Origin of the sequence: Microbispora sp. H10670 (genome assembly GCF_014161385.1) — a bacterium.
GTDB classification, from domain to species: Bacteria; Actinomycetota; Actinomycetes; order Streptosporangiales; family Streptosporangiaceae; genus Microbispora; species Microbispora triticiradicis.
This window is the reverse complement of sequence record NZ_JABBWW010000005.1, coordinates 222,898-247,251: the sequence shown is the minus strand read 5'-3', so window position 1 is coordinate 247,251 and position 24,354 is coordinate 222,898. Positions and strand designations below refer to the sequence as shown.

Sequence of the window (24,354 nt, the reverse complement as noted above, 5' to 3'; positions counted from 1 at the left end):
TCGAGTGCCGGAAGAGCGTACGCGGTGCACGACGGGGGAAACCTAGGGAGTAAACCTCCGTAAACCCCTTCTCTCCCCGGGAAGTGACGTGGCCACCGAGGACCCGATCCATTCCAAGGGGACGCCCGCCGGGATCACCGGTGCCCGTGCCCTGGTCGAGACGCTGACGGCGCACGGCATCAACACGATTTTCGGTATACCGGGCACCCACAATCTCGCGATCTACCAGGAACTCGACGGCGCGGGCGTGCGATGCGTGACGCCGCGGCACGAGCAGGGCGCGGGATACGCCGCCGACGGGTACGCCAGGGTCACCGGCAGGCCCGGCGTCGTCGTCACCACCACCGGCCCCGGCGTGGTCAACGCGGCCACGGCGATCGGGCAGGCGTACTCCGACTCGTCCCCGATCCTGCTCGTCTCCCCGGGCGTCCCGACCGGCCATCCCCGCGACGGCCGCGGCTACCTGCACGAGAGCAGGGACCAGTCGCGGGCGATCGGCGCCCTGTGCGACTGGAGCCACCGTGTGACGAGCGTGCGCGAGATCCCCGCCGCCGTCGCCCGCGCCTTCGGGCACTTCGCCGAGGGACGCCCCCGGCCGGTCCACATCGAGATCCCCGCCGACCTGCTCGACCTGGAGGGCCACGTCAAGATCGTGCCGCCGTACCGGGTCATGCCTCGCGAACCGGATCCGCGGGCCCTGGACGAGGCGGCCGAACTGCTGCGTGCGGCGCGGCGCCCGGGTTTCGTGCTGGGCGGCGGCGCCCAGCGGCCGGGCTCTGACGAGCCGCCGGTGGGCCGCCTGGCGATGCGCCTGGCGGAACGGCTCGGCGCACGCGTCGTGACCACGGTCAACGGCAAGGGCGCGGTGCCGGAGAGCCATCCGCTGGCGCTCGGCGCCACCCTGCACCTCGCGGCCGTCCGCCGCTGGCTCGCCGCGTGCGACGTCGTGCTGGCCGTCGGCACCGAGCTGGGACCGGCCGACCTGTGGGAGGACCCCTTCGCCCTCACCGGCCGCCTCGTACGGATCGACATCGACCCCGGGCAGATGCACGGCGACCACGTGGCCGACGTGGCGATCGTCGCGGACGCCGAGCGCGCCATGCGCGGCCTGAGCGAGCGGCTCGGCGGGCCGCTCAATGGCCGGGCCGGCGGGCAGGGGGACGCGCCGGGCCCGGAGCGGGCGCCGGGCGTCGGCCACGAGACGGAGCTCCAGGACCTGGTTCGCAGGTGGTCCGGCCAGCTCGCGGCGCTGCGCCGGGCCATGCCGCCGGAGACCGTCGTGGTGGGGGACAACTCCATGTTCGTCTACCACGGCGCGCTCGTCGGCATGCCGATGGACCCGCCCGGGCGGTTCCTGTTCCCCACCGGGTTCGGGACCCTCGGCTTCGCGCTGCCGGCCGCCATCGGCGCGAAGCTCGGTCAGCCCGATCGGCCGGTGGTGGCGCTGGCGGGCGACGGGGCGTTCCAGTTCACCCTGCAGGAGCTGGCCACGGCCGTGGAGCTGCGGCTGAGCCTGCCGATCGTGGTGTCCCTCAACGGCGGTTTCGGGGAGATCCGGGAGGAGATGGTCGCCCGCGGCATGACGCCGGTCGCCGTGGACCTGCACGCGCCGGACTTCCCCGCACTCGCCGCCGCGTTCGGCGCGCGGGGCCTCGCCGTCAAGACGCCCGGGGAGCTGGAGGAGGCGGTCACCGAGGCCCTGCACGCCCCGCTGCCCACATTGATCGCTGTACCCGAAGGGGAGTGACGCCGCCGCCGGATGGCCGGCGCTCGACGACGTAGCAGCCGTCGGCGAAGCCCGTCACGCGGCCGCCCTCAGCCATCAGGCCGCCGAGCGCCTCGCGTACGGCGTGCCGCCACGCCGCGGCCGTCGCGGGGTCGCGGCGGCGCAGCGTCTCCATGTCGGCGGGCACGGCGACGAGCACCGCCGGGGCGTCCGTGCGCAGGACCAGGGGCCGCCCGTCCCGTTCGATCAGCGCGCGGCCAGCGCCGTCCGCGCTCACCGGCCGGTACGGCACGCCGGCGCAGGCCCGCGACACGGCGGGAGAACTGAGGCGCCAGACCGCCAGGAGCCGGTCGGACTCGTCCCCGGCGTTCAGCGCGTCGCCCATCGGGCCGTAGAAGTCGGGAAGGTACTCCTCCGGCCGCGCGGCGAGCTTGACCAGGTTGAAATGGGCGTTGCGCCGGACCAGCGGATCGAACGTCCAGGTGATCCGGCTCAGCCCGCGTCGCAGGGCCCAGGCGCGCTGGTGCAGCTTGAGCGCGAAGCCGGCCCCCGGCCGCACGGCGCCGGTGACGTGCGAGTGCAGCACCTGTCCCGCGGGCGCGGCGAGGAAGCCGACGCACGCCCCGACGAGATCGGGTCCGTCGAACGCCCCCGCGACGTATCCGCCCGCGTGCGACAGGGCCCGCATCAGCTCCGCGGTGACCGGCGGGTTCCACGGCTCGGGATGCCAGATGTCGTCGAACAGCTCGACCACCCGGCCGAACTCGTCGTTCGTGTCCAGCTCGGCGATTCGCAGGCCGCCGCGCGCCGCCGCGGCCCGCGCGCGGCGGCCGGCGTCGGCGGCGCACCCGCCGCGCGGGGGCCGCGGCCCGCCGGTCTCCCGGCCGCCCGCGTTCACGCCGTGTCCCCGGCTTCGAGAGGACCCGTCTTCCCGCGACCGGTCTCCACGTGACCCGTCTCCCCGAGGCCGAAATGGCCGGTCCCCGCGCGGCCGTGCGCCGCGTGCGTCCCGCCACGGCCGTTGTCCGCCGTGTCGCCAAGGTCGCCGAGGTCGCCAAGGTCGCCAAGGTCGCCGTCCGTCGTGTCCCGGCCGCCCGGGGGTCCGACGGCCCCGCCGGCCAGGACGTACGCGGTGAGCGCGGCCACGAGGCGGGCCCGGACCGGCATCTCGGCGACCACGACGTGCTCCCCGGCGGCGTGCGCGCCGCCGCCGACCGCGCCCAGGCCGTCGAGCGTGGGGCAGCCGGCCCCGGCGGTGAAGTTGCCGTCGGAGCCGCCGCCGACCGCGACCCCGCGCAGCGGCGCCATGCCCAGCTCGCGCGCGGTCCGTACGGCGACCTCGAAGAGCCGGGCGGAGGCGGCCGGGTCGAGAGGCGGGCGGTTCGGCCCGCCCCGCAACTCAAGGCGTACGCCCGGGGTGCGGGGGGTGAGCGCGCGCATCAGCTCGTCCACCCGCCGCTGCGCGGCCTGGTCGGGCACCCGCACGTCGACCGCGACCCGGGCCCGCGCGGGCACGGTGTTGGTGCTCGTCCCGGCGGACAGCATGGTGGGGGTCACCGACGTGGCCCCCGCCCTGGACGACGACCCGACCTGGTCACCGATCGCCGCGACGGCCAGCACCTGATGGGCCAGCTCCACGGCGGCGTTGGCGCCCAGCTCGGGTTCGAGCCCGGCGTGCGCGGCCCGGCCGTGCACGATCAGCTCGTAGCGGGAGATGCCCTTGCGCGCCGTCTTGAGCGCGCCCCCGTCCGCGCTGGCCTCCAGCACGAACGCGGCGGCGCACCGCGCCGCGATCGACTCGATCAGCGGGCGGGAGGTCGGCGAGCCGAGCTCCTCGTCGCCGACGACGAGCACGCTCAGGCCGTCGGCGGACGGCAGAGAGGCGGCCGCGTGGAACAGCTGCACGAGCCCGGCCTTCATGTCGAACACCCCCGGGCCGCGGGCCACGCCGTCCGTGACCGACCAGGGGTGCTCGCGCAACGTGCCGACGGGCCAGACGGTGTCGTGGTGGCCGAGCAGCAGCACCCGCGGGGCGCCGAACGACCAGAGCAGGTGTGTCACCCCGTCGATCACCAGGATCTCCGGGTCCGCCCCGAGCAGCCTGCGGCCCTGCGCGGCCACGACCCGGGCGCTGCGCGCCACCGCGTCGTGGTCGCTGGAGTACGACTCGCAGAGCACCAGATCTTCGAGGTCGGCCAGCATCGCGTCCAGGTTCACCGCGCGGGCTGTTCCTCTCCCGCCCCTTCGGGCGCCGGCCGGCCAAGCTCGGCCCGGAACAGGCGCATCACGTTCGCGCCCAGGATCTTCTGGATCTCCTCCTCCGAGAATCCGCGCTTGACCAGCGCGTCGGTCACCAGCGGAAGCCCGCGCGGCCCCTCCAGGCCGGGGATCGCCGCCGCGGCGTCGATCCCCGGATAGCCGAAGCCCTCGCAGCACGGTGGCGTGAGGTCTTCGTGGACCTCGCGCATGAAGTCGGGGCCGAGGCCCACGTGGTCGATCCCTGCGACGGAGGCGACGTGCTCGATGTGGTCCACCAGATGGTCGGCGGTGGCCGAGCGCGCGTCCTCGGTGAGGAAGGCGGCCAGGAAGTTCACGCAGATCACGCCGCCGCCCGCGGCGACGCCCCTGAGCTGCTCGTCGGTGAGGTTCCTGTGGTGGTCGCGCAGGGCGCGGGCCGAGGAGTGGGTCGCGATGACCGGCCGGGCCGCGATCTCCAGCACGTGCGCGACCCCCGCCGCGCCCAGATGCGAGATGTCGAAGAGCATGCCGAGCCGTTCCATCTCGCGCAGCGCCTGCACCCCGTGGCTGGTGAGCCGGGAGCCGGCGCCGTCCTGGCCGCTGCCGTCGGCGAGAGCCGTACGGCCCCAGTGGGCGATCGACGCGACGCGGACCCCGAGCCGGTGCAGGGTCGGGATCAGCTCCACGCTCTCGTCGATCCCGGGCATGCTCTCCAGGGCGAGGACCAGGGCGATCCTGCCGAGGGCGAGCGCCTCGTCGATCTGCTGCCCGTCGTGGCACAGCGCGACCGCGTCCGGGTTGCCCTCCGCCAGCACGTGGGCGCACTCGATCATGCGCAGGGTCTGGCGCAGCGCCCCCTCCGGGCGGAACCGGCTCTCCACGAACACCGGCAGCACCTGCACGTCGACCCCGCCCTCGGCGAGCTGGGGCAGCCATCGGTCGCGGAAGAACGAGGACCAGACCTCCGGGGGCCTGGCGGAGACTGCCATCAGAAGGTCGTTGTGCGTGTCGGCGACCACGAATCTGTCGTGCGGGCTCTGCTGACCATCGGGCACGGCGGGGTCCCTCCCTGTGTCGAGTCCTCGGTTGGGACGTTACCTTTCCCGGGCCGCCCCGCCACCAGGCTGTAGTGTGCGCGGGTGGATTCGATCTCCTCCTGCGCCCTCGCCGAGGTCGTCGCGCGCCTGGACGCGTTGTACGACCCGTCCTGGGCCGAGTCATGGGACGCGGTGGGCCTCGTCTGCGGCGACCCGGAGCAGCCCGTAAGGAAGATCCTCTTCGCGGTCGACCCGGTCGCGGTCGTCGTCGACGAGGCCCTCGCCTGGGGGGCCGACCTCGTCGTCACCCACCATCCGCTCTATCTGCGCGGCACCACGAGCGTCGCCGCGACCACGTTCAAGGGCCGGGTCGTCCACCGGCTCATCCGCGGCGGCGCCGCGCTGTACGCCGCGCACACCAACGCCGACGTGGCCGATCCGGGCGTCTCGGACGCGCTCGCGCGGGCCGTCGGCCTCACAGGTGACCTGCGGCCCCTCCAGCCTGCCGCGGACGACCCGCGCCGGGGGCTCGGCCGGATCGGGGACCTGCCCGCCCCGATGCCGCTGCGGGAGTTCGCCGCGCTGGCCGCCGCCGGACTGCCGCGTACGGCGGCTCCGCTCCGCGTCGCGGGCGACCCGGACCGCACGGTGCGGACCGTCGCCGTCTGCGGCGGCGCCGGCGACTCCCTCCTGGGCACGGCCCGGGCGGCGGGGGTGGACGTCTTCCTGACGGCCGACCTCCGGCACCACCCCGCCGGCGAGCACCTGGAGGCGGGCGGGCCCGCATTGGTCGACGCCTCCCACTGGGCCACCGAATGGCCGTGGCTCGCGGACGCCGCCGAGCGTCTGACGTCAGCGTTGGCCGCAGGTGGCATTACTGTTGAGGCGCGCGTCTCGGGCGCCGTCACCGACGCCTGGACGGCGACGACCACCGACTTGGACCCCCGAGCATCTTGAGGGATTTGGGATGAAGGCCGCACCGGAAGCACAGAAGCGTCTGCTCGATCTCGCGGAGCTCGACACGGGTCTCGACCGGGTTCGGCATCGCCGCCGCACCCTGCCCGACCTGGCCGAGATCGACGAGCTGTCCAAGAGGCTCGCACGGCTCGCCACGCAGGTCATCGCCGCCGAGACCGAGGCCGGCGACCTCGCCCGTGACCAGGCCAAGGCCGAGTCGGACGTCGACGCCGTACGCGTCCGGGTCGACCGCGACACCAAGCGTCTCGACTCCGGGCAGGTCTCCTCGCCCAAGGACCTGGCGAGCCTCCAGTCCGAGATCACCTCGCTGCGGCGCAGGCAGTCGGACCTGGAGGAGGTCGTCCTGGAGATCATGGAGCGCCGGGAGGCGGCGGACGCCCAGGTGGAGTCGCTCAGGTCGGAGCGCGACAAGGTCACCGGGACGCTGCGGGCCGCCGAGGAACGGCGTGACGCGGCCTTCGCCGAGATCGACAAGGAGGCCGGCGAGCTGACCGGCGGCCGGACCGCGATCACCGCGGACATCCCCGCCGACCTGCTCGCCCTGTACGAGAAGCTGCGCGAGCAGAGCGGCGTCGGCGCCGCCATGCTGCACGGCGGCCGGTGCCTCGGCTGCCGTACGACCCTGTCGATCGCCGACCTCAACCGGATCAGGGCCGCCGCCCACGACGAGGTGGTCCGCTGCGAGGAGTGCCGCCGGATCCTCGTCCGCACGGCCGAGTCCGGGCTGTGACACCGGCTGCGTGAACGAGGGTGTGCGGATGACGAGGGCGTGCGGGTGACGGGGGTGCGTGGATGACCGGGGGGTACGTCGTCGAGGCCGACGGCGGGTCGAGGGGCAACCCCGGCCCGGCCGGGTACGGCGCGGTGGTCAAGGACGAGGCCGGGCACGTGCTCGCCGAGGCGGCCGAGTCGATCGGCACCACGACCAACAATGTGGCCGAGTACCGCGGCCTGATCGCCGGGCTCGAGTCGCTGCTCGCCCTCGGCCTGGAGGGCGCGCGGGTCGAGGTGCGGATGGATTCCAAGCTGGTCATCGAGCAGATGGCCGGGCGCTGGAAGGTCAAGCACGAGGGGCTGCGCCCGCTCGCCCTGGAGGCGGCGGCCCTGGCCCGGCGCCTGCGCGTCACCTGGACCTGGATTCCGCGGGAGCGCAACACCCACGCCGACCGCCTCGCCAACGAGGCGATGGACGCCGCGGCCCGGGGGGAGACCTGGCGGGCGGGCCCGGCCACCCCCGCCCCGCGGACCCCGCCCCCCGCCGGTCCCGCCGGGGGCCCCGGCGCAGATTACAGCGCGGACCCGCCGCCCGGCGCCGGGACGCTCTTCCCCGCACCCGCACCCGCACCCGCGTCGGACGCCGGCACCGGTGCCCCCGGTGGGACCGCGTCGGCGGAACGCGGTGCGAGACCGGGGGACCGCGAGGCTCGGGGCACGGACGCCGTGGCCGACGATCGGCGGGGGCACGGGTGGATGCCCGGGGCCACCCGGACCGCCACGTCGCTGCTGCTGCTCCGGCACGGGCAGACGCCGCTCTCGATCGAGAAGCGGTTCTCCGGGCTCGGCGACCCGGAGCTCACCCCGACCGGGCTCGCACAGGCCGAGGCCGCCGCCGCACGCCTGGCCCGCGGGCCGCGGCGGGTGGAGGTGATCGTCACCTCCCCGCTCGCCCGCGCCCGGCAGACGGCGGAGGCCGTGGCGTCCCGTACGGGTTCGGCGGTGCTGGTGGACGAGGACCTGCGCGAGACCGACTTCGGGGCGTGGGAGGGGTACACGTTCGCGGAGATCCAGCGGCGCTGGCCCGATGAGCTGGCCGCCTGGCTGGCCGACCCTGAGGTGGCGCCGCCTGGCGGCGAGAGTTTCGCCTCGACGGCCCGGCGGGTCGAGGAGGCGAGGGAACGCATCGTCAAGGCCCACGAGAGCCGCAGCGTCGTCGTGGTCTCCCATGTGACCCCGATCAAGACGCTGATCCGCTTCGCCCTGGGCGCGCCGCCCGAGGCCCTCTATCGGATGCACCTCGATCTGGCCTGCCTGTCGGCGATCGACTACTACGCCGACGGTCCTTCCGTGGTACGGACGTTCAACGACACGGCGCACCTCGGCTGAGGCCACCGTCCCGCAGGATCGCCCTGGCACTCCCGGAGCGGCAGGGCCGAGGCGGCGCTCGCCTTGGGCTCACCGGGAGGCGGGGCGGGGTTGGTGCTCGCCCGACGGCGAAGCGGGCGCGTTGCTCGCTGGGGGGCTCGCCGGGTGGACGGGCAGGGCGACGCGGAAGGCCGCCCCGGCGCCGGGCGCGGTCCGCAGTTCCACTCGCCCGCCGTGGGCGGCGACGATCGACCGGACGATGGCCAGTCCGAGGCCGGCCCCTCCCGCGCCGCCGCGGCTGCGTGATCCGTCCACGCGGTAGAAGCGGTCGAAGACCCGCTCCGCCTCCTCCGGCGGCAGCCCCGGTCCCTCGTCGGCGATCACCAGGACGCCTTCGGCGCCGCCGCCGGTACCGACCGTGCCGACGCCGATCCTCACCGGGGTGCCCGGCGGCGTGTGGGCGACGGCGTTGCCCACCAGGTTGGAGACCACCTGCCGCAGCCGCGCCTCGTCGCCGCCTACCGGCGCGGCACCGGCCGGGCCCCCGTCGGGGCCGGTCAGCGTGACCGTCCGGGCGGGATCGAGCGCGCGGAGGTCGTGGTGCGCGTCGGCGGCGAGCGTCCGCAGGTCCATGGGCGCGAGGTCCATCGGCAGGGCGTCCTCGCCCTCGTCGAGGCGGGCCAGCAGGAGCAGGTCCTCCACGAGCCGGACCAGGCGCACCGCCTCGCTCTCGATCCGGCCGAGGGTGTGGTCGACGTCGGGAAGGCCGCCCATCCGGTGCAGTTCCGCGAATCCCTTGATCCCGAAGAGCGGTGTGCGCAACTCGTGGCTCGCGTCGGCGACGAACCGCCGCATCCGGGCCTGCGACCGCTCCCGCCCGGCGAACGCCGCCTCCAACTGGGCGAGCATCGTGTTGAGCGCGGCGGCCAGCCGCCCGACCTCCGTGTGCGGAGCGGCGGGCACGGGCACCCGCCGGGACAGGTCGCCCGCGGCGATCGCCGCCGCCGTCCGCTCTATCGCGCGCAGCGGCCGCAGCCCCCGGCGTACGGCGAACCAGCCGATGACGGCGAGCGACGTCATGAGGGCGGCGGCGGTCGCGGCGCAGACGAGCGTCAGGCGGCCGACGGTCGACCTGACCCCGCCGAGGGACGCGGCCACGACGACGGTGCCCCCCTCAGCCGCACCCGCACGAGGCCCCTCGCCAGGCCCCTCACGAGGCCCCACGGCGGTGAGAGCGGCCCGGGGGACGGCGACGACCCGCCACGCGGCGCCGTGGCCGTCCCTGGCGTCGAACGGCCGCCCGCCCAGCCGGCGGACCGCCGCGGCGTCGAGCCGGGGGAGCTCCGGGCCCTCTCCCCGCAGCCAGGGGCCGCCCTCCTGCTCGACGGTCCCGTCCGCCCGCAGGTACGCCAGATACACCTGGTCGATCAGGTCCATGCCGGGCAGGGCGCTCAGCGGCACCCGGCTCTGCCCGGTGAGCGGGGCCGTCACCAGCCGGGCGGGGACCCGCGACAACAGCGTCGCCATCGGCCCGAGCTGCTGGTCCACCCGTTCGATGAGGTGGGCCCTGAGCGTGGCGACGGCGACCGCGCCGCTGGTCGCGAGGCCCGCCGCGAGCAGGGCCAGGGTGATGAGCAGGAGCCGCCCCCGCAGCGACAGGCTCCTCCGGCGTGCCGTCCGGCGGGTCACGGGCGCGGCCCGCGCAGGACGTAGCCCACGCCGTGCATGGTGTGGATCAGTTTCGGCCCCGCCTTGTCGATCTTCCGCCGCACGTAGCTCACGTACGTGTCCACGATGCTGGTGTCGCCCGCGAAGTCGTACCGCCAGACGTGCTCCAGGATCTGCGCCTTGGAGACGACCCTCCCGGCGTTGAGGATCAGGTAGTGCAGCAGGCGGAACTCGGTCGGCGACAGTCGTACGGGAACGCCCGCGCGTGTCACCTGATGGCCGTCGGGGTCGAGTTCGAGGTCGGCCACCCGCAGCGTGCGGTCCTCCGGGGCCGCCCCGGCCCGCCTGAGCACGGCCTCGATCCGGGCGAGCAACTCCTCCAGGTCGAAGGGCTTGGTCACGTAGTCGTCGCCGCCCAGCCGAAGCCCGTTGATCTTGTCCTGGGTCGTGTCGCGCGCGGTGAGGAACAGGACGGGCACCTGTCCCGGACGATCGCCGGACAGCGGGCGGGGGCGTTCCCGGAGACGCCGGATGACCTCGAACCCGTCCATGTCGGGCAGCATGACGTCGAGGAGGACGAGATCGGGAGGCTCGGCCCCCGCCGCCTCAAGGGCCTGCGACCCGGTCGCGGCGGAGGTCACCGTGTATCCCGCGAAGCGCAGCGTGGCCGCCAGCAGTTCCCGCACCACGGGCTCGTCGTCGACCACGAGCAGGCGCCGCCCGTCCACTCCGGCCTCCCTTCGTCGGTCAGCGGCAGGATAGGTCCGCCGTCCAGGATCACGTGCCTTCAGACGTCCCGTGCCCGGAAGACGGCGGCGGCCGCGCACAGCAGCGCGAGCACGGTGGCGGCCAGCACCCCGATCCCCGTGAGCGGGGCCGGCCCGCCGGACCCCGGATGGACCGCGAACACCCGCGCGCCCGCCGCGCTCGGCCACCAGGCGACGATCCATTCGGCCAGCGCATCGGGGAACAGGGACGCCATGCCGGGCAGGATCAGCAGGAACGTCCCGAGCGAGACGGCGCCCGCCGACCTGCGCAGCAGGAACCCGAGCGCCACGCCGTACAGTCCGACCAGCCCCGTGAACAGGCCGGCGCCCGCGACGGCCCCGAGCACGCCCGGGTCGCCGAGGCCCGCGCTCGGCACGTTCCGCGCGGCCAGCGAGAGCTGGCTCAGTGTGAACGACACCAGCGCCATCGGCGGTCCGGCGACGAGCGTGACCACCGCGACGACGGCGGCCTTGCCGCCGAGCAGCAGGCCCCGCCTGGGCACGGCGGCGACGCTGACCGGCATCGTCCCCGAGGCGTACTCCGACGTCACGGCGAGCACGCCGACCGCGCTGACGAGCACCCCCGCGAGCACGAGAGCGCGGAAGCCCGTGTCGGTGGGGTCGAAGGCCGCCCGGTCCGCCGCCGACCCGGCCAGATACCGGCGCGCGTCGGCCAGCCCGAAGAGGTACCCGTACGCCGCGGTCGCCGCCAGGGCCCCGGCCAGGCAGCCGAGCGTCGCCCGGATGCTGTGGAACTTGCCCCATTCCGAACGCAGGACGTCGTAGGCGGTCATCGGGCGGCTCCGCTGGTGGTCATGGATGCGGTGGTGGCTTCGCTTTCGGCGGGGGCCGCGGGCCGGGCGCCGGCCGAGGCGAAATCGGCGCTGCCGCCGGTGAGTTCGAGGTACGCCTCCTCCAGGGAGGCCCGCCGCGGCGTCAGTTCGTGCAGGACGATGCCGTGCGCGCCGGCGACGTCGCCGACCGCGGCGCCAGACACCCCCGTCACCAGCAACTCGTCCCCGGCGCCGGGCCGTACGGTCGCGCCGGCCTCTTCGAGCAGGGCGGCGAGCGGCCGCGCGCCCGGCGTGCGGACCACGACCGTCTCCCGGGCCGCGGACCGTACGAACGCGTCGAGACCGGTGTCCGCGAGCAGCCGCCCGCGGCCGACGACGACCAGGTGATCGGCGGTGAGCGCCATCTCGCTCATCAGGTGGCTGGAGAGCAGGACGGTGCGGCCCTCGGAGGCCAGATCGCGCGTCAGGGAGCGGATCCAGCGGATCCCCTCCGGGTCGAGCCCATTGACGGGTTCGTCGAGCAGCACGACGCCGGGATCGCCGAGCAGCGCCGCCGCGATGCCGAGGCGCTGCTTCATGCCGAGGGAGAACCCGCCCGGGCGGCGACCCGCGACGTCGGCCAGCCCCACCAGCCCGAGCACCTCGTCCACCCGGCGCCGGCCGATGCCGTTGCCGCGGGCCAGGGCCAGCAGGTGCTTCCCGGCGCTCCTGTACGGATGCACGGCGTGCGCGTCGAGCAGCGCGCCCACCTCGCGGAGCGGCGTGGGCAGATCGGCGTAGCGCCGTCCGCCGATCGTGGCGCTTCCGCTCGTCGGCCGGTCGAGGCCGAGGATCATCCGCATCGTGCTCGTCTTGCCCGCGCCGTTCGGGCCGAGAAAGCCGGTGACGACGCCCGGCCGTACGTCGAAGCTCAGCCCGTCGACGGCCGTGACGTCGCCGTAGCGCTTGGTCAGTCCGCGTATCTCAATCATGCGCAGCAGGCTGGCCCACCCGTCTAAGCGTTAAGGGAGAGAGCCTGTGAGATCTCTGTGAGCGGTCCCCCCGTGGCCTGCGCCGCTGCCGCCGGCCCGCCCGCCCCGGGTGGAGAACTCGCAGAATCCTCACATGACTTCCGGCCGTGCCGGGGAACGGAGCGGGAGCCGATAGGCTTGTCGTCACGGCGGACGAGCCGGCCGGGCGGCCGCGTCAGGGCCTCGCGCCCTGCCGAGGAAGGTCCGGGCTCCACAGGGCAGGGTGGTCGGTAACGCCGACCCGGGGTGACCCGCGGGACAGTGCCACAGAAAACAGACCGCCCCTTCCCAGGGGTAAGGGTGAAACGGTGGTGTAAGAGACCACCAGCGCCCACGGTGACGTGGGCGGCTCGGTAAACCCCACCCGGAGCAAGGTCAAGAAGGGACGTTCTCCGGAACGTCCCGCGCGCGACGTTCGAGGGCTGCCCGCCCGAGCCGCGCGGGTAGACCGCTTGAGGCCGCCGGCAACGGCGGTCCTAGATGGATGGCCGCCGGTCAGCCCCCGTGGCTGACCACAGAACCCGGCCTACAGGCCGGCTCGTCCACCTTCACACCCCTGACCACGGCCTTGGGGCGGGCCAGGTGCCGCTGTTCATGCCCGGCAGTGACCCGTCGGCGCCCGGCGACCGTGGCAGGCGCACAGGCGAATGGCTCTTTCTAGTACCAGAAACCGTACGGATCCATGCCGCCCATAAGAAACAGCCTGAGTGTTTCCCTCGTCAACTCGGCCTCGTTCTCCTCGCTTTCCGCGTAGGCCGCCTCGCGGGCCAATTCCGGCTCCAGTCGCAATGGCGCAAGCCGCAATTGGAGATTCGTCTGCTCCTCGGCGTAGGGATCCCAGCCCGGCTGCCATTCCCGCGGCTGAAGGGAGGGCCGTGCGGTGAACCGGCGGAGTGCGGTGAGCCGAGGGAGCAGCGTGGGCGTGGAGACCCTCGCCGGTTCGTGGACACGGGGAACGGTCGCCATGGACGACGTCGTGGACGGTGCCATGGGCGCCGGTGCCGGGGCCACCGGAGCGACGTCGGCGGATGCGGCGGACGATATCGCTACGGAGAGAAACGCCGTCGAAACAGCGACGCCGCCCAAACGTACGAATTGGTTCATGTCCAGCCTTCCTTCGATTCGTCGGTCAGCCGATCACTTCCGTCGAGGGGAATACCCGGCCGGGCCTGTCCCGCACACCGACACGCCCGCGCATATCGTTCTTCTGCTCCGGCATGACCACAGATTGGAAAATGGAGCCGCGTCGTGGGACGGTGTCCGGCACGGCTCGGCTCGCCGCCCGGGTGCCTGGTCGTCCGGGCACTCGAAGGGCCGACTGCCGCGAGATGCACGCCGGGATCGGATGGACGCTGATCGCCCTGGCTCGCTTACAGAGGGAGGGCGTCTCCGGGGAAGCCGTGGCACGGGTGGACCTCGCAGCGCAGCATCCCGGCTCGAACGCAGGGGTCCCCGGCCATGATCTCCACGGCCTCCTCGGCCGGCACGGTCATGATCGCGACGCCGGCCACGGTGTCGGAGGCGACCGGGCACAGGATCGCGATCACCCCCTCGGCGCGCAGCGACACCATGCGTCGCTGGTGTTCGAGTTCGATCGCGTCGGCGCCGTCCATGGTCCGCTCCGGCCCCCACCGAAGGAGCGCCAGGCTGTAGGGCTTCGCGGTCGCGGCCAGAGCCCGGATCTGTTCGTCGGTCACGGTCGTGCTCATGGTGTCTCCTCACTTCTCGATGCGCTCGGCCAGCGAGACGATGATTCCTTCGGGCCCGCGGACGTAGGCCATCCGCCACACGCCCTCGTATTCGCCGATGCCCCCCACCAGGCCGTAGCCGCCGGCCGCGGCGTGGTGGACCGCGGCTTGGAGGTCGTGCACCTCGAAGGCGACGTTGCGCAGGTGCAGCTCGTTGGCCGGCGCGGCAGGCGAACCCCGGAGGTGGTCCGGCCGCGTGAAGCTCGAGAGCTCCAGCGTCGTACCTCCGCCGGGCGCTCGCAGCATGACGATCTCGGTGCGGGCGCCGGTCATGCCGATCACCGTGTCCAGGAACTCGCCTTCGACGGCCATCTTCTGATCAGCCTCCAGACCGAGGCTGACGAAGAACGCCGTCGCGGCGTCGAGGTCGGCGACGGTGATCCCGACGTGGTCGAAGCGCCTTACGAATGTCATCGGATCCCTTTCGAGGTTTCTTCAAGAGACGCTGGGAAAGATAACACCCGAGGTTTCGTAAGGGAACCCCACTTGCTAGATTGCTGCCATGCAGCGAACGCGGTTCGGGGAGATGGCGTGTTCCATCGCGCGCACCTTGGACGTGATCGGCGAGCCCTGGTCGCCGCTGATCCTGCGCGACGTGTGGGCCGGGGTGCGCCGCTTCGACCACATCCAGGCCGACCTGGGGATCTCCCGCAAGGTACTCACCGAGCGGCTCAACCACCTGGTCGAACAGGGCGTGCTCGAACGGCTGCCCTACGACGCCCGTCCCCGCTACGAGTACCACCTCACCGCCAAGGGCGTGGATCTCGTCGAGATGCTCATGGTGATGGCCCGGTGGGGTGACCGCTGGCTCGCCGGCGAGGCCGGGCCTCCCGTCCTGTACCGTCACCACGCCTGCGGGCAGATCGGCCACGTCGACCCACACTGCAGTCACTGCGGGGAGCCGATGCACGCCGACGACGTCGACCTCCTCCCGGGCCCGGGTTCGGCCGGATGACCGTGACGACGGTCCGGGCCCCGCGGTTATCCGAGGACGAGCGGGAGTCTCGTGGCCAGCTCGCCCAGTTCGGTCCTCTCCGCGTCTGTGGGGGCTCGCCGTCCGGTGCCGACCAGCAGCGCGTCCCTGTCTGAGAACGACGAGGGAAACGCGCTCCCCGCGATCTTCTCCAGCATCTCGCGGGACCGGGCAAGCCCCTCCGCGGGCGGTCCCGCGGCGTCCGCCAGGTGCGCGACCAGGTCGAGGTGGTGCAGTGTCCACTCCATGACGTACGCGGACAGGTAGGCGCCCACGGTGAGGACCTCGCCGCGGGTCCCGACCCGGAGGTGCGGGTCGGCGAGCCCGGCGGCACGGCCTGCGGCGGAGCCGACGTCGTCGAGGTGGAACTTGAGCAGCCGCGGCTCCTCGTACGCGGCGGCCAGCCGGACGACCAGCGCGTCGAGCGGGTCGTCGCCGGTCGGCGGCGTCGTGGCGACCTCCCAGTAGGTCACCGCGTCGCGGGTCGGTTCCGTCTCCACGGGGGTCGCCAGGGTGATCAGGACATCCTGCGCGTCGATGACCAGATGGCACACGAGATCACGCACGAGCCAGCCGGTACAGCCCGACCGCTGGGCGAAGTCCTCGTCCGAGAGTTCGGCGACCGCCCTGCGCAACGCCGTCCACGAGCGCGCGAAAAGATCCACATCGGTACGGTAGTTCTGTGCCGCAAGGGCGGACAAGCGTGTTCGTACGGCCGGCTCCGCACGATGAACGGTCGTCGGCGGCTCAGGTCACACGTGCGAGACGACGCGCCTGCCGCGGCCAGGTCCTATTCGTCGCCCTCTTCGTAAGGGACCCATCGCATGCCGGCGGGCATGGCGACCGTTCCGACGCCGCTGCGGTCCCATCCCAGCTGGGCCACGGCGAAGATGTTGTCGGCACGCCCTCGTAATCCGGCCATGGCCGGGCACGTCGTCCTGTTCGGCTCGTTGCCGGCGGCGACCGTCATCACCCGTACGTCTGCGGCCGCCGCCACGGCCGCCTCGCAGAGATCGCAGGTGCCGTCGCAGGCGAACAACCCCCAGCGCCGTGAGTAGCAGCCGAGGCTGATGTTGACGCACACCGGCGACGACGTCCTCCGCGCGAAGTCGCGGACCCATTCGATCCCTTTGATCAGGTCGCGGGGCGTCGCGCGGCCGTTTCCGTCGGCGACCTTCACGTTGAGAAGGCGCGGCCGGCGGGTCAGGCCGGCCGCGAGGATGAGCGCCACCATCGTTCCGTGGCCGTTCGCGTCCTCGCCGTCGGGTTCCGTGGTCAGGTTGGTCCCGTCCACGATCAGCCCTCGCAGGAGGGGGTGACGGGAGAACAGGCCCGTGTCGAGGACGGCGTAATACTCAGGCGTCGGTTCCGGGCGCTTCCTCGTCAGTTCGCGCCAGATTTCCGGCCACGCGCGCTCGATCGCGTCCGCGTCGAATTCGGCTCCGGCCTGTGCCTGCAGGTACGCCGCCTTCACGCCCCGCTCGCGGAAGGCGAGCATCTGCTCGCTGTCCGCCGGACGGAGGTACGTGCCGGTGCCGGCGTCGAAAACGTACTGCATATATCTGCCGGGTGAGCTGCCCTCGTCTCCGGCGATCTCGACAATTCGCTCATCCATATGAGCCGTGACCCACGACATCGCCGGCCTAGACGAAGAGGGAAACGATCAGAAGGACCACGCCGGCCGCCACCAGAAGGGCGCAGAGCCTGACCCCGAACTCGGAGAACCACTCGGTGAAGCCTCTCCGGCCACCGTCTCCCAGCACGTTCACCTGCGCCGGCAGTTTGACGGCCACGATCCCCGCCAGCAGCGCGCCCACCACCAGCACCGCGAGTCCGACGCTCGTGGTCTCCGCCTTCGCCCCGGCGACCTCGCCCTTGAACTCGACGACGCCGCCCAGGCCCAGTATCGCCACCACGGCCCCCGCCACGGCGAGCAGAAGTCCCGTGATGATAAGCACCGTGTACGTGATCGAAATTCTGGTTCTGTTGGTTTTCTTGCCCTCACGCCCTTTGCCCATGCTGCCGCTCCAGAGCCCAGATCAATACAGAACCAACGTGAAAGGATCTATATCACATCTTCTTCGGGCGTTTCCACGGTTTCCTCGAATAAGGTTTCCGATGGTCGTTCTGTCGGGGCTCCGAGAATGGGCGATAAATACAGTCTTAGGCGATATTTCCGCTTGTGGGAATTACGAGAATCGTTCGATGGTCACGGGGATCGGGCCCGCGTGACGTATCGCCGTGGTCAGGCTCCGGAGCAGCGGCCGGAGGGCGTCGTCGGACATGGTGCCCAGGCGTGCCGTGAGATCGACGCAGCAGGCGACGCCGGGCCCGATCCGGCGCAGTTCCCAGGTGAACTCGTCCCGCGCCGTCCGCAGCCCGCCCGTGCCGGCGATCCGAGTACGGGGGTCGTCGGCGTTCTCGGCGAGCGTGACGACCTCCGGCGCGAGGCGGGCGAGGCCGGAAGGGCGGAGATCGCCCGCGAACAGGACGCGGTATGTCCGGGAGTCGTGGAACCCGCCGGAGCCCCCCTCCGGGCCGAGGCGCAGGGGAGCGGAGTCCGGAAGGGCGAGGGTGTCGCGGAAGCGGTCCCGCAGTGTCGCCTCTCCGGGAAGATCCCCTCCTCCGAGGCGGCGATAGGCGGCCTCGGCGTCCGCACGGCCGACGGCGACCACCCGGGCGCGCAGTTCCGGGTCCTCGCGCATGGCCCGCCCGAAGGCCGCCGAACTCCACCAGGCGCGGTCGTCCCCGCTCCAACCGGCGGTGTCCAGGCCGATGGTCCGCTGGTCGCCGGCGAAGACGAACTCCTCGACGACGAGACCCTCCGCCCGTACGGCGCCGGCCCCCGCCCCCGACGTGATCACGTAGTAGTCCAGGGCCGGCTGGGTGGGGGCGGAGGCGGTCGCCGCAAGCCCGGTCCGGAGGAGGTCATCAGTCACGGGCATACCGTACGGATCCGCCCCACATCTGAAGCGGTGTCTCTATCGACGAGGCGCCCCCGTCCCTCCGACGGGGGAGGGCTCGGGGGCGCCGTCGCGTCGCGTCCGTACCGCCTGCCGTCGCGACGTACGTGCTCGCGTCAGGCCGGGCGTGTGGTCGGGCGTGCGTCGGGCGGGGGCCGGTACGCCTCAGTGGGACATGTCCATGCCGCCGCCGGAACCGCCGCCCATGCCGCCCATGTCATGGCCGCCCGGCACGTTCCCCTTCTCATCGGACACCATGAAGACCCCGGCCATGCCCATGTCCGAGTGGCTCTGCACGTGGCAGTGGTACATCCACATGCCGGGACCGACACGCTCTCCCGCGATCACCTGGAAGCCGAACGACTCGGCCGGGCCGGTGGTCTTCGTGTCGATGATCCGGCTCGGGTCCTGGGGGCTCTCCAGCAGGCCGGTGCGGTTGTCGGCCCACCGGTGCCCGTGGATGTGGAACGTGTGGAACGCGCTCCCGTGCGTGATCACGATGAACTCGACCCGCTCGCCGATCTTGGCGAGGAAGTGCGGGCCGGCCGGGAGGTTGTTGATCCGTACGTCGTTGAAGACGACGGTGAACGTCTTGTCCGGCAGCACGTCGCCCTTACGGCGGACCACCAGCGGGCCGTAGAGGCCCTTCTTGATGCCTCCCGTGCCGTGGTCGGTGCCGACCACGTGGTCGTGGTAGTGCCAGTAGCCCGCGCTGCCGGGCTCGATGGTCCCGCCGGGGCGGCGGCCCGGGGCGTGGGTGCGCCAGACGTAGACGCGCCGGGCCCCCGGCTCGACCACGCTGTCGTTCATCCGCGTGCCGTCGCTGCTCGTCTCGTAGTCCACCCCGTGCACGTGGAGGCTGGCGGTGACGTCCGCGTTGTTCACCAGCTCGACTTCGAGGGTCTCGCCCTCGACCATCTCGATGAGGGGGCCGGGGATCGTGGCCTTGCCCGGCTCGAGACCGTAGCCCATGTCGCCGTTCGGCAGGTTCTCGACGTAGAGGGTGATGCGGCGCGGGTTGCCCAGGCGAACAGGCGCTGTCGCGTTCCTGCCGACGGGCGCCGCGTCGGCCTGAGCCGACACGACCAGGGGTGCTATCGCGGCGGCCGTCGCCGCCGTGGTGAAGGCGCGCCGCGAGAACGTGCTCCGCGTCGTTCCCCTGCCTACCTCGGTCATGGTTCCCCAATCCGTTGTGCCGTTCCGTCCGCGAGGCGCGTGGCCACGGGCCGGCGGCGGGGCCGGGCCTCGCGGCGTGACGCCGGGACCGGACCACGGGCGCGGTCCGGCCCTGGAACCAGGCGGGACGGGACGGGTGCCCGATGCTTTCCACCACACCGGGCATCACTTTTGATGGAATTAGGCGATAGTGGCCGAGGAAAGTCAATAAGTTGGAGATAAAGCGATAGGACTTCGTCACATAACGGACTGAAGTGATGTGAGATTGCTCCGTTCTGTCGTCGCACTGTCGCATTCTGTCGTCCGCGCCGCCGGTTCGACGGCGACTCGCGAGCCGGACGGGAGCGCGTGGCGGGTGTGCGCGCAGGGGGTGCCGGGGCGTGCCGGACATGCAGGTGTGCAGGGTGCGCCGGGGGCGGCTCAGTCGGTGCGGAAGGGGTCGTGCTCGGCGAGCAGCTTGTCGAGCCTGGCCTGGTCCACCCGGCTGACGACGGTCGCCTCCTCCTGCCGGTCCCGCACACACTTGGCCAGCGTGAAGGTCGAGGTCACCACGTACATCAGCCCGAGAGCGAGGAACGAGCGCACCCAGGTCGTGACGGGCAGGTAGAGGATCCCGGCGGCCAGCCCGGCGAGGGAGATCGCGAACGAGATGACGGCCTGCAGGTAGAAGGCCGTCGTCGTCGTGCTCTTCACTGGTTTCGTCATGGCGCCCATGCTCCGCGTCCGGCGCCGCCCGGACATGAGCGCCGATACTCAGTTACCGGTGAGTACGATCTCTCGGCCGGGCCGCCGGGGCGCGGCCCGAAGCGGCCACGCGGGAACGGCTCGGCGCAGGCGGCGGCCCCGACGGCATGGGCTCAGCGGCACGCTCTCAGTGGCGTGGACTCAGTGGCGTGGACTCAGTGGCGTGGGCTGAGCGACCCGGCTCAGTTCGGGGAGATCTCGTGGAGCCGGCAGACCTGACGCCAGACGCGGGGGTCGAGGGTGCCCGCTCTGTCGTCGAACGAGGCGGAGGGCACCCGGACCGGTCCGGTGAGGTCGAGGAAGCTGTTGTGGTCCGCGCTCGGGTCCCACGTGCGGGTGGGGATCTCGACGTGGTCGGAGCGGTCGCTCCGGTCCTGACTGGTGATCTTCAGGACCTCCGCGCCGCCGTGGTACGTCCTGAGCACCACGCAGGGACGCACCTTGTGCCCGGGCCCGTCCTCGTACGGTACGTCGGCCCACCAGATCTCGCCCGGCTGCGGGCCGGTGCGCTCGGCGGTGGAGGCTCCCGTCCGGGTTCCGCCACGGGTCGTACGGGAGGAGGGCGGGGAGGAGGACCGGGCACCGCGTGACGGGCGCGTCGTCCCGCCCGGGGAGCGTGGCGCGGGCCGGCGGCGGGACGTCCCGCGGGCGGGCCCGCGGGACGCCTGACGGGCACGTCCGGTCCCGGCCAGCGCGGCGAGCACGATCAGTACGGCCACGATCGAAAGAGCCACCCAGAGCATGCCCGACAGCCTACGGCCCGTGCGCCTCGCGGCGGCAGCCCTGAGCCCCTGCGCCCGGTGCCGCCGTGGTCGTCCATCGTGCTCCGGCCCGTGCGCCTCACGGGCAGCCCTGAGCCGCTGCGTCTGGTGCCGCCGTGGTCGTCCACCGCGCTCCGGGCCACGGCTTCCGGGGGCCGGACCCGGCTCCTGCTGGGGAACGCGTCAGCGGGCGTCCCAGGCGGCGAGCACGCGGCGCTCCTTGTCGGGGTCGATGCCGCTGCCCACCCGGACGCCGCGGAAGCTGCGCCGCTCCTCCGGGATGTCCTTCAGCCACTCCCATGTGTCGCGTACCGTCTCGCGGAGCGGGCGGCAGGTGAGACCGGCGGCGAGGGCCTTGGCGGAGGAGTGGTTCCACACGCCCAGGCCGTCCGCTCCCGGATACCACAGCGGAAGCTCGGTCCACGGCTCCACGCCCTGAGCGGTCAGGAAGTCGTCGTCGGCCCAGACGAGCTCCGCGCCCGAGCCGGTGGCCTCCACGCAGTCGCCGAGCCAGCTTCCGAACGTGGCCCTGCCCGGCACACCACCCGTCATGTAGCGGCCCGTCGTGCCACCGGCCGCCTGGTCGAGGGTGAACGCCGCGATGTCGCGGGCGTCGATGAGCTGGATCGGCTGCGCCGGGTCGCCGGGCGCGAGCACCCGGCCGCCCTTGGAGATGCGGTCGAGCCACCAGGGCAGCCGGCCGACGTTCTCGTGCGGGCCGAGGATCAGGCCGGGCTGGACGACCAGGGCGGCGCCGTCGAAGTGCTCCTCCACCGCGCGTTCGCAGCCGGCCTTGAGCACGCCGTAGTCGCCGAACTCGGCGTCCGCGTCCGCCGGGCACTCGTGGGTGGGGAAGGTCTCGTCGACGCCTGTCTTGTCGGGCCAGTCCGGGTACGCGGAGATGCTGGAGATGAACGTGTAGTGCGAGGCGTGCCCGGACAGCGCCCGCACCGACTCAAGGACGACCCGGGGGACGAATCCGCAGACGTCGACGACCGCGTCCCACCGTCTGCCGTCGGCGAGCCGCCGCAGGTCGCCGGTCACCTCGCGGTCGCCGCGCACCGCCTCCACCCCGGGCAGGTCTGTCCCGCTCCTGCCCCGGTTGAACGTCGTGACCTCGTGACCGCGCCGCAGCGCCTCCTCCACGATGGCCCGGCCCAGGAACACCGAACCACCGATGACCAGAATTTTCATACGGTCATCCTTGGCGCTGCGGCGCGCGGCGTCCGCCCGGTTTCACGATCGGCGGACATCGTCCGCTCACAGCGGAAGCGGGCACCGGTGCGTTCCCGGCCACTCCGCTCCGGGCCACTGCGCTGCGGGCCGGTGCGCTGCGGGCCGGTGCGGCTCAGCCGGTGGTGCGCAGCTCCGGGACCGGGGTGAAGCGTTCCTGCTCCAGCACGTGCACCCGGGCCGCGCCGATGTCGAAGTACAGGCCCGTGAGCTCCAGCCTGCCCGCCCGTACGAGCGTGTCCACAAAAGGGTGGGTCCGCAGGTTGTCGAGCTGCTGGATGACGTTGACCCGGCACAGCCGGTCGAGCGGCCCGGCGTCGTCGGCGTCCTGGCCGGGCCCGGCGGCCACGAACCGGGCCAGGCTCTGCCGTCCGTGCCGCAGCCAGGCGCGCAACGCCGGCAGGTCGGGGACCTCGCCGAGGAGGGCGGCCATCGCGCCGCACCCGGAGTGCCCGCAGACGGTGATCATGCGGACCTCCAGCACGTTCACGGCGTACTCGACCGCCGCCGCCACCGAGTCGTCCGGCGGGACCGCGCCCGCCCGCGGCACGAGGTTGCCGATGTTCCGCACAGTGAACAGGTCACCGGGGCCGCTCGCGGTGATGATGTTGGGCACGATCCGTGAGTCGGCGCAGGTGATGAACAGGTGTGACGGCGACTGCCCGCGGGCCATCCGGGTGAGCAGCGGACGGACCATCGGCGCGGTCCTGCGGTGGAACTCCCGCGTCCCCTCCAAGAGGTCGGGCACGCCCTGCGGCTCGCAGATCACGGCGTCGTCGTGGCCCGCGGCGCTGTCGCCGTCCGCGCCGATCACCTCGAAGGACCCGTACGGGCCCGGACCCGGGGAGTGGGCGCCGGAGGAGTGGGCGCGGCGCCGGTAGGCCCAGGGCAGCCACCAGCGGTCGTGCCGGGGCGGGATCCTGGCGGGGAAGAGCCGCGCACCGCTGATCGCGGCGGAGTACCACTCGCCGTGCGGCTCGTCCACGTCGATCTCGCCGCCGGCCCGTTCGTGCTCCAGCCGCCAGGTGTGCAGCGCCTCGAAGGCGGCGTTGTCCATGAAGTCGAGGTGCAGGTCGAGCTCCACCGCCGACCCGGCGGGGATGGCGCGCAGCGCCTCGGTCAGCCGGGGCACGCCCAGGAACGTCAGCGATCCGGTGACGACGACCCGCCAGTGCCGCTCGCCGTCCTGGCGCACGTCGACCGAGACCCACGCGAGGCGGCGCAGGGCGAGCAGGGCGGCCAGCCCGAGGCCGATCGCCACGCCCTCGGCGAGCCCGATCAGCACGACCCCGGCCATCGTCACGGCGTACACCGGCACCTCGCGGTGGTTGCGCAGGTTCCGTACGTGCCCGAGGTTGACCATCTGCACGCCGATGAACAGCAGCAGCGCCGCGAGCGCCTCCAGGGGGATCAACGCGAGCATCCAGGCGAAGGCCGCGGTGAACAGCAGCACCCAGACGCCGTGCAGGACCGTGGACCAGCGGCTGCGGGCGCCCGCCCGCGCGTTGGTGGTCGTACGGACGACGACCCCCGCCACCGGCAGGCCGCCGAGCACGCCGGACACCACGTTCGCCACGCCCTGCGCGGTGAGCTCACGGTCGAGGTCGGCGCGGGGGCCGTCGTGCAGGCGGTTCGACGCCACACAGGTCAGCAGCGACTCCACCCCCGCGAGGAGGGCGACGAGCAGGACGGCCCCGGCGATCGCGTGCCAGTCGCCCTGGGGCGCCAGCGGCCCCTGGACGGAGGAGAACCCGCCCCTGAGGTCCACCTTCGTCAGGTCCCAGCCCGACACCCCCGCGGTCAGCGTCGCGATCATCAGCGCGGCCAGCGGGGCGGGCACGGCCCGCAGGCGCGGAATCCGGCCCCACACGAGCAGCACCGTGATCGTCAGGACGCCGATCAGCACGGCGTGCGTGTGGTTGTGGACGATCTGGGCGGGCAGTTCGAGCACGTTCTCCAGCGCGGAGCGCTGCGGGCTGCCGCCGAGGACGATGTGCAGCTGGGAGAGCGCGATCACGGCGCCGACCCCGGCCAGCATGCCGTGGACGACGGCGGGGGAGACCCCCAGGGCCGCCCGCGCCACCCGCAGTGCGCCGAGCCCGACCTGGAGGAGCCCGGCCATGGCCGTGATCGCGCACGTCGCGCGCCAGCCGTACGTGTGGACCAGCTCCGCGACGACCAGGGAGAGCCCGGCGGCCGGGCCGCTCACCTGGACGACGGACCCGCCGAGCGCTCCCGCGACCACCCCGCCGACCACCGCCGCGACGAGGCCCGCCGCGACGGGAGCGCCGGACGCGACCGCGATGCCGAGCGACAACGGCACGGCCACCAGGAAGACGACCAGCGAGGCGGGCACGTCATGGCGGAGCACGGACTTCCAGTCACGATGCGAGATCGTGCCGTCACTGAGGGTCATGGGCCGACGATACGTCAGCCACGGAGACCGTCACCAGGCA

At 72.9% G+C, this 24,354-nt stretch carries 24 protein-coding genes and 1 other RNA gene; 6 read left to right on the top strand and 19 right to left on the bottom strand.

The features are described 5' to 3' along the window. Positions 1–88: 88 nt before the first annotated feature. Positions 89–1,747: a thiamine pyrophosphate-binding protein gene (locus tag HHX33_RS10175; protein ID WP_220501670.1), complete on the top strand. Its 1,659-nt coding sequence runs from the start codon at positions 89–91 to the stop codon at positions 1,745–1,747. On the opposite strand, the gene HHX33_RS10170 is transcribed toward HHX33_RS10175, so the two are convergent. From HHX33_RS10170 to HHX33_RS10160, 3 genes are read right to left on the bottom strand one after another with little or no spacing between them, the layout of a single operon-like run. Continuing rightward, positions 1,689–2,624: a GNAT family N-acetyltransferase gene (locus HHX33_RS10170; RefSeq protein WP_310741292.1), complete on the bottom strand. Its 936-nt coding sequence runs from the start codon at positions 2,622–2,624 to the stop codon at positions 1,689–1,691. The two genes, HHX33_RS10175 and HHX33_RS10170, sit on opposite strands and share 59 nt — an antisense overlap. Continuing rightward, a complete protein-coding gene (locus HHX33_RS10165; RefSeq protein ID WP_310741291.1) occupies positions 2,621–3,943 on the bottom strand; it encodes a M20/M25/M40 family metallo-hydrolase in 1,323 nt (440 codons plus the stop codon). The genes HHX33_RS10170 and HHX33_RS10165 overlap by 4 nt, the downstream gene beginning before the upstream one ends. Continuing rightward, the gene (locus HHX33_RS10160; RefSeq protein ID WP_244301731.1) at positions 3,940–5,019 is read right to left on the bottom strand and encodes a dipeptidase; all 1,080 of its coding nucleotides are present in this window, start codon (positions 5,017–5,019) and stop codon (positions 3,940–3,942) included. Before HHX33_RS10160 ends, HHX33_RS10165 begins: the two co-directional genes overlap by 4 nt. Before the next feature lie 84 nt (positions 5,020–5,103). Here HHX33_RS10160 and HHX33_RS10155 point away from each other — a divergent pair, with 84 nt between their 5' ends. The 3 genes from HHX33_RS10155 to HHX33_RS10145 all read left to right on the top strand — a co-directional run bounded on the left by HHX33_RS10155 (position 5,104) and on the right by HHX33_RS10145 (position 8,082). Continuing rightward, a complete protein-coding gene (locus HHX33_RS10155; RefSeq protein WP_182874344.1) occupies positions 5,104–5,958 on the top strand; it encodes a Nif3-like dinuclear metal center hexameric protein in 855 nt (284 codons plus the stop codon). A 10-nt stretch (positions 5,959–5,968) separates the two neighbouring features. Further along, complete coding sequence (locus HHX33_RS10150) at positions 5,969–6,709, top strand: zinc ribbon domain-containing protein (protein WP_182874343.1); 741 nt, start codon at positions 5,969–5,971, stop codon at positions 6,707–6,709. 62 nt (positions 6,710–6,771) lie between these two features. Further along, the gene (locus HHX33_RS10145) at positions 6,772–8,082 is read left to right on the top strand and encodes a bifunctional RNase H/acid phosphatase (RefSeq protein WP_182874342.1); all 1,311 of its coding nucleotides are present in this window, start codon (positions 6,772–6,774) and stop codon (positions 8,080–8,082) included. A gap of 69 nt (positions 8,083–8,151) precedes the next feature. Here HHX33_RS10145 and HHX33_RS37110 read toward each other — a convergent pair whose 3' ends face one another. Genes HHX33_RS37110 through HHX33_RS10130 form a run of 4 tightly spaced genes read right to left on the bottom strand, consistent with a single transcriptional unit; the run spans position 8,152 to position 12,261 of the window. Continuing rightward, on the bottom strand, positions 8,152–9,750 hold the full coding sequence (locus tag HHX33_RS37110; protein WP_182874341.1) for a sensor histidine kinase: 1,599 nt from the start codon (positions 9,748–9,750) through the stop codon (positions 8,152–8,154). Further along, positions 9,747–10,457, bottom strand: a complete 711-nt coding sequence (locus HHX33_RS10135; protein WP_307801373.1) for a response regulator transcription factor — start codon at positions 10,455–10,457, stop codon at positions 9,747–9,749. The genes HHX33_RS37110 and HHX33_RS10135 overlap by 4 nt, the downstream gene beginning before the upstream one ends. A 59-nt stretch (positions 10,458–10,516) precedes the next feature. Then, positions 10,517–11,290 (bottom strand): hypothetical protein, encoded by a 774-nt coding sequence (locus HHX33_RS35775; protein WP_259402311.1) that lies wholly within the window; start codon positions 11,288–11,290, stop codon positions 10,517–10,519. Further along, positions 11,287–12,261, bottom strand: coding sequence for an ABC transporter ATP-binding protein (locus HHX33_RS10130; protein ID WP_182874338.1), 975 nt, complete (start codon positions 12,259–12,261; stop codon positions 11,287–11,289). Before HHX33_RS10130 ends, HHX33_RS35775 begins: the two co-directional genes overlap by 4 nt. 193 nt (positions 12,262–12,454) lie before the next feature. Here HHX33_RS10130 and rnpB point away from each other — a divergent pair. Beyond that, an RNA gene (gene rnpB / locus HHX33_RS10125) (RNase P RNA component class A) lies at positions 12,455–12,845 on the top strand. Positions 12,846–12,957: 112 nt separating this feature from the next. Here rnpB and HHX33_RS10120 read toward each other — a convergent pair. From HHX33_RS10120 to HHX33_RS10110, 3 genes are all read right to left on the bottom strand, one after another. Further along, on the bottom strand, positions 12,958–13,404 hold the full coding sequence (locus HHX33_RS10120) for a hypothetical protein (RefSeq protein WP_182874336.1): 447 nt from the start codon (positions 13,402–13,404) through the stop codon (positions 12,958–12,960). A gap of 266 nt (positions 13,405–13,670) precedes the next feature. Continuing rightward, a complete protein-coding gene (locus tag HHX33_RS10115; RefSeq protein ID WP_182874334.1) occupies positions 13,671–14,009 on the bottom strand; it encodes a hypothetical protein in 339 nt (112 codons plus the stop codon). Between the two features lie 9 nt (positions 14,010–14,018). Further along, the gene (locus HHX33_RS10110; RefSeq protein WP_182874332.1) at positions 14,019–14,462 is read right to left on the bottom strand and encodes a VOC family protein; all 444 of its coding nucleotides are present in this window, start codon (positions 14,460–14,462) and stop codon (positions 14,019–14,021) included. 88 nt (positions 14,463–14,550) lie between these two features. Between HHX33_RS10110 and HHX33_RS10105 the strand changes: the two genes are divergently transcribed. Further along, a complete protein-coding gene (locus HHX33_RS10105) occupies positions 14,551–15,003 on the top strand; it encodes a winged helix-turn-helix transcriptional regulator (protein ID WP_182874330.1) in 453 nt (150 codons plus the stop codon). Positions 15,004–15,029: 26 nt separating this feature from the next. Here HHX33_RS10105 and HHX33_RS10100 read toward each other — a convergent pair whose 3' ends face one another. From HHX33_RS10100 to HHX33_RS10060, 9 genes are all read right to left on the bottom strand, one after another. Next, positions 15,030–15,686 (bottom strand): maleylpyruvate isomerase N-terminal domain-containing protein, encoded by a 657-nt coding sequence (locus tag HHX33_RS10100; RefSeq protein ID WP_182874328.1) that lies wholly within the window; start codon positions 15,684–15,686, stop codon positions 15,030–15,032. 125 nt (positions 15,687–15,811) lie between these two features. Beyond that, positions 15,812–16,495, bottom strand: a complete 684-nt coding sequence (locus HHX33_RS10095) for a S8 family serine peptidase (RefSeq protein ID WP_182874327.1) — start codon at positions 16,493–16,495, stop codon at positions 15,812–15,814. A gap of 169 nt (positions 16,496–16,664) precedes the next feature. Then, a complete protein-coding gene (locus tag HHX33_RS10090; protein WP_182874326.1) occupies positions 16,665–16,979 on the bottom strand; it encodes a hypothetical protein in 315 nt (104 codons plus the stop codon). Between the two features lie 231 nt (positions 16,980–17,210). Beyond that, a complete protein-coding gene (locus HHX33_RS10085) occupies positions 17,211–17,960 on the bottom strand; it encodes a hypothetical protein (protein ID WP_182874325.1) in 750 nt (249 codons plus the stop codon). Positions 17,961–18,149: 189 nt separating this feature from the next. Continuing rightward, positions 18,150–19,160: a multicopper oxidase domain-containing protein gene (locus HHX33_RS10080; protein WP_182874324.1), complete on the bottom strand. Its 1,011-nt coding sequence runs from the start codon at positions 19,158–19,160 to the stop codon at positions 18,150–18,152. Positions 19,161–19,580: 420 nt separating this feature from the next. Then, positions 19,581–19,865: a YiaA/YiaB family inner membrane protein gene (locus tag HHX33_RS10075; protein WP_111701634.1), complete on the bottom strand. Its 285-nt coding sequence runs from the start codon at positions 19,863–19,865 to the stop codon at positions 19,581–19,583. Positions 19,866–20,086: 221 nt separating this feature from the next. Beyond that, positions 20,087–20,647, bottom strand: coding sequence for a type II toxin-antitoxin system PemK/MazF family toxin (locus HHX33_RS10070; RefSeq protein WP_182874323.1), 561 nt, complete (start codon positions 20,645–20,647; stop codon positions 20,087–20,089). Positions 20,648–20,848: 201 nt separating this feature from the next. Continuing rightward, positions 20,849–21,859 (bottom strand): NAD-dependent epimerase/dehydratase family protein, encoded by a 1,011-nt coding sequence (locus HHX33_RS10065; protein ID WP_182874322.1) that lies wholly within the window; start codon positions 21,857–21,859, stop codon positions 20,849–20,851. 154 nt (positions 21,860–22,013) lie between these two features. Beyond that, the gene (locus HHX33_RS10060) at positions 22,014–24,314 is read right to left on the bottom strand and encodes a SulP family inorganic anion transporter (RefSeq protein WP_182874321.1); all 2,301 of its coding nucleotides are present in this window, start codon (positions 24,312–24,314) and stop codon (positions 22,014–22,016) included. Positions 24,315–24,354: the final 40 nt, after the last annotated feature.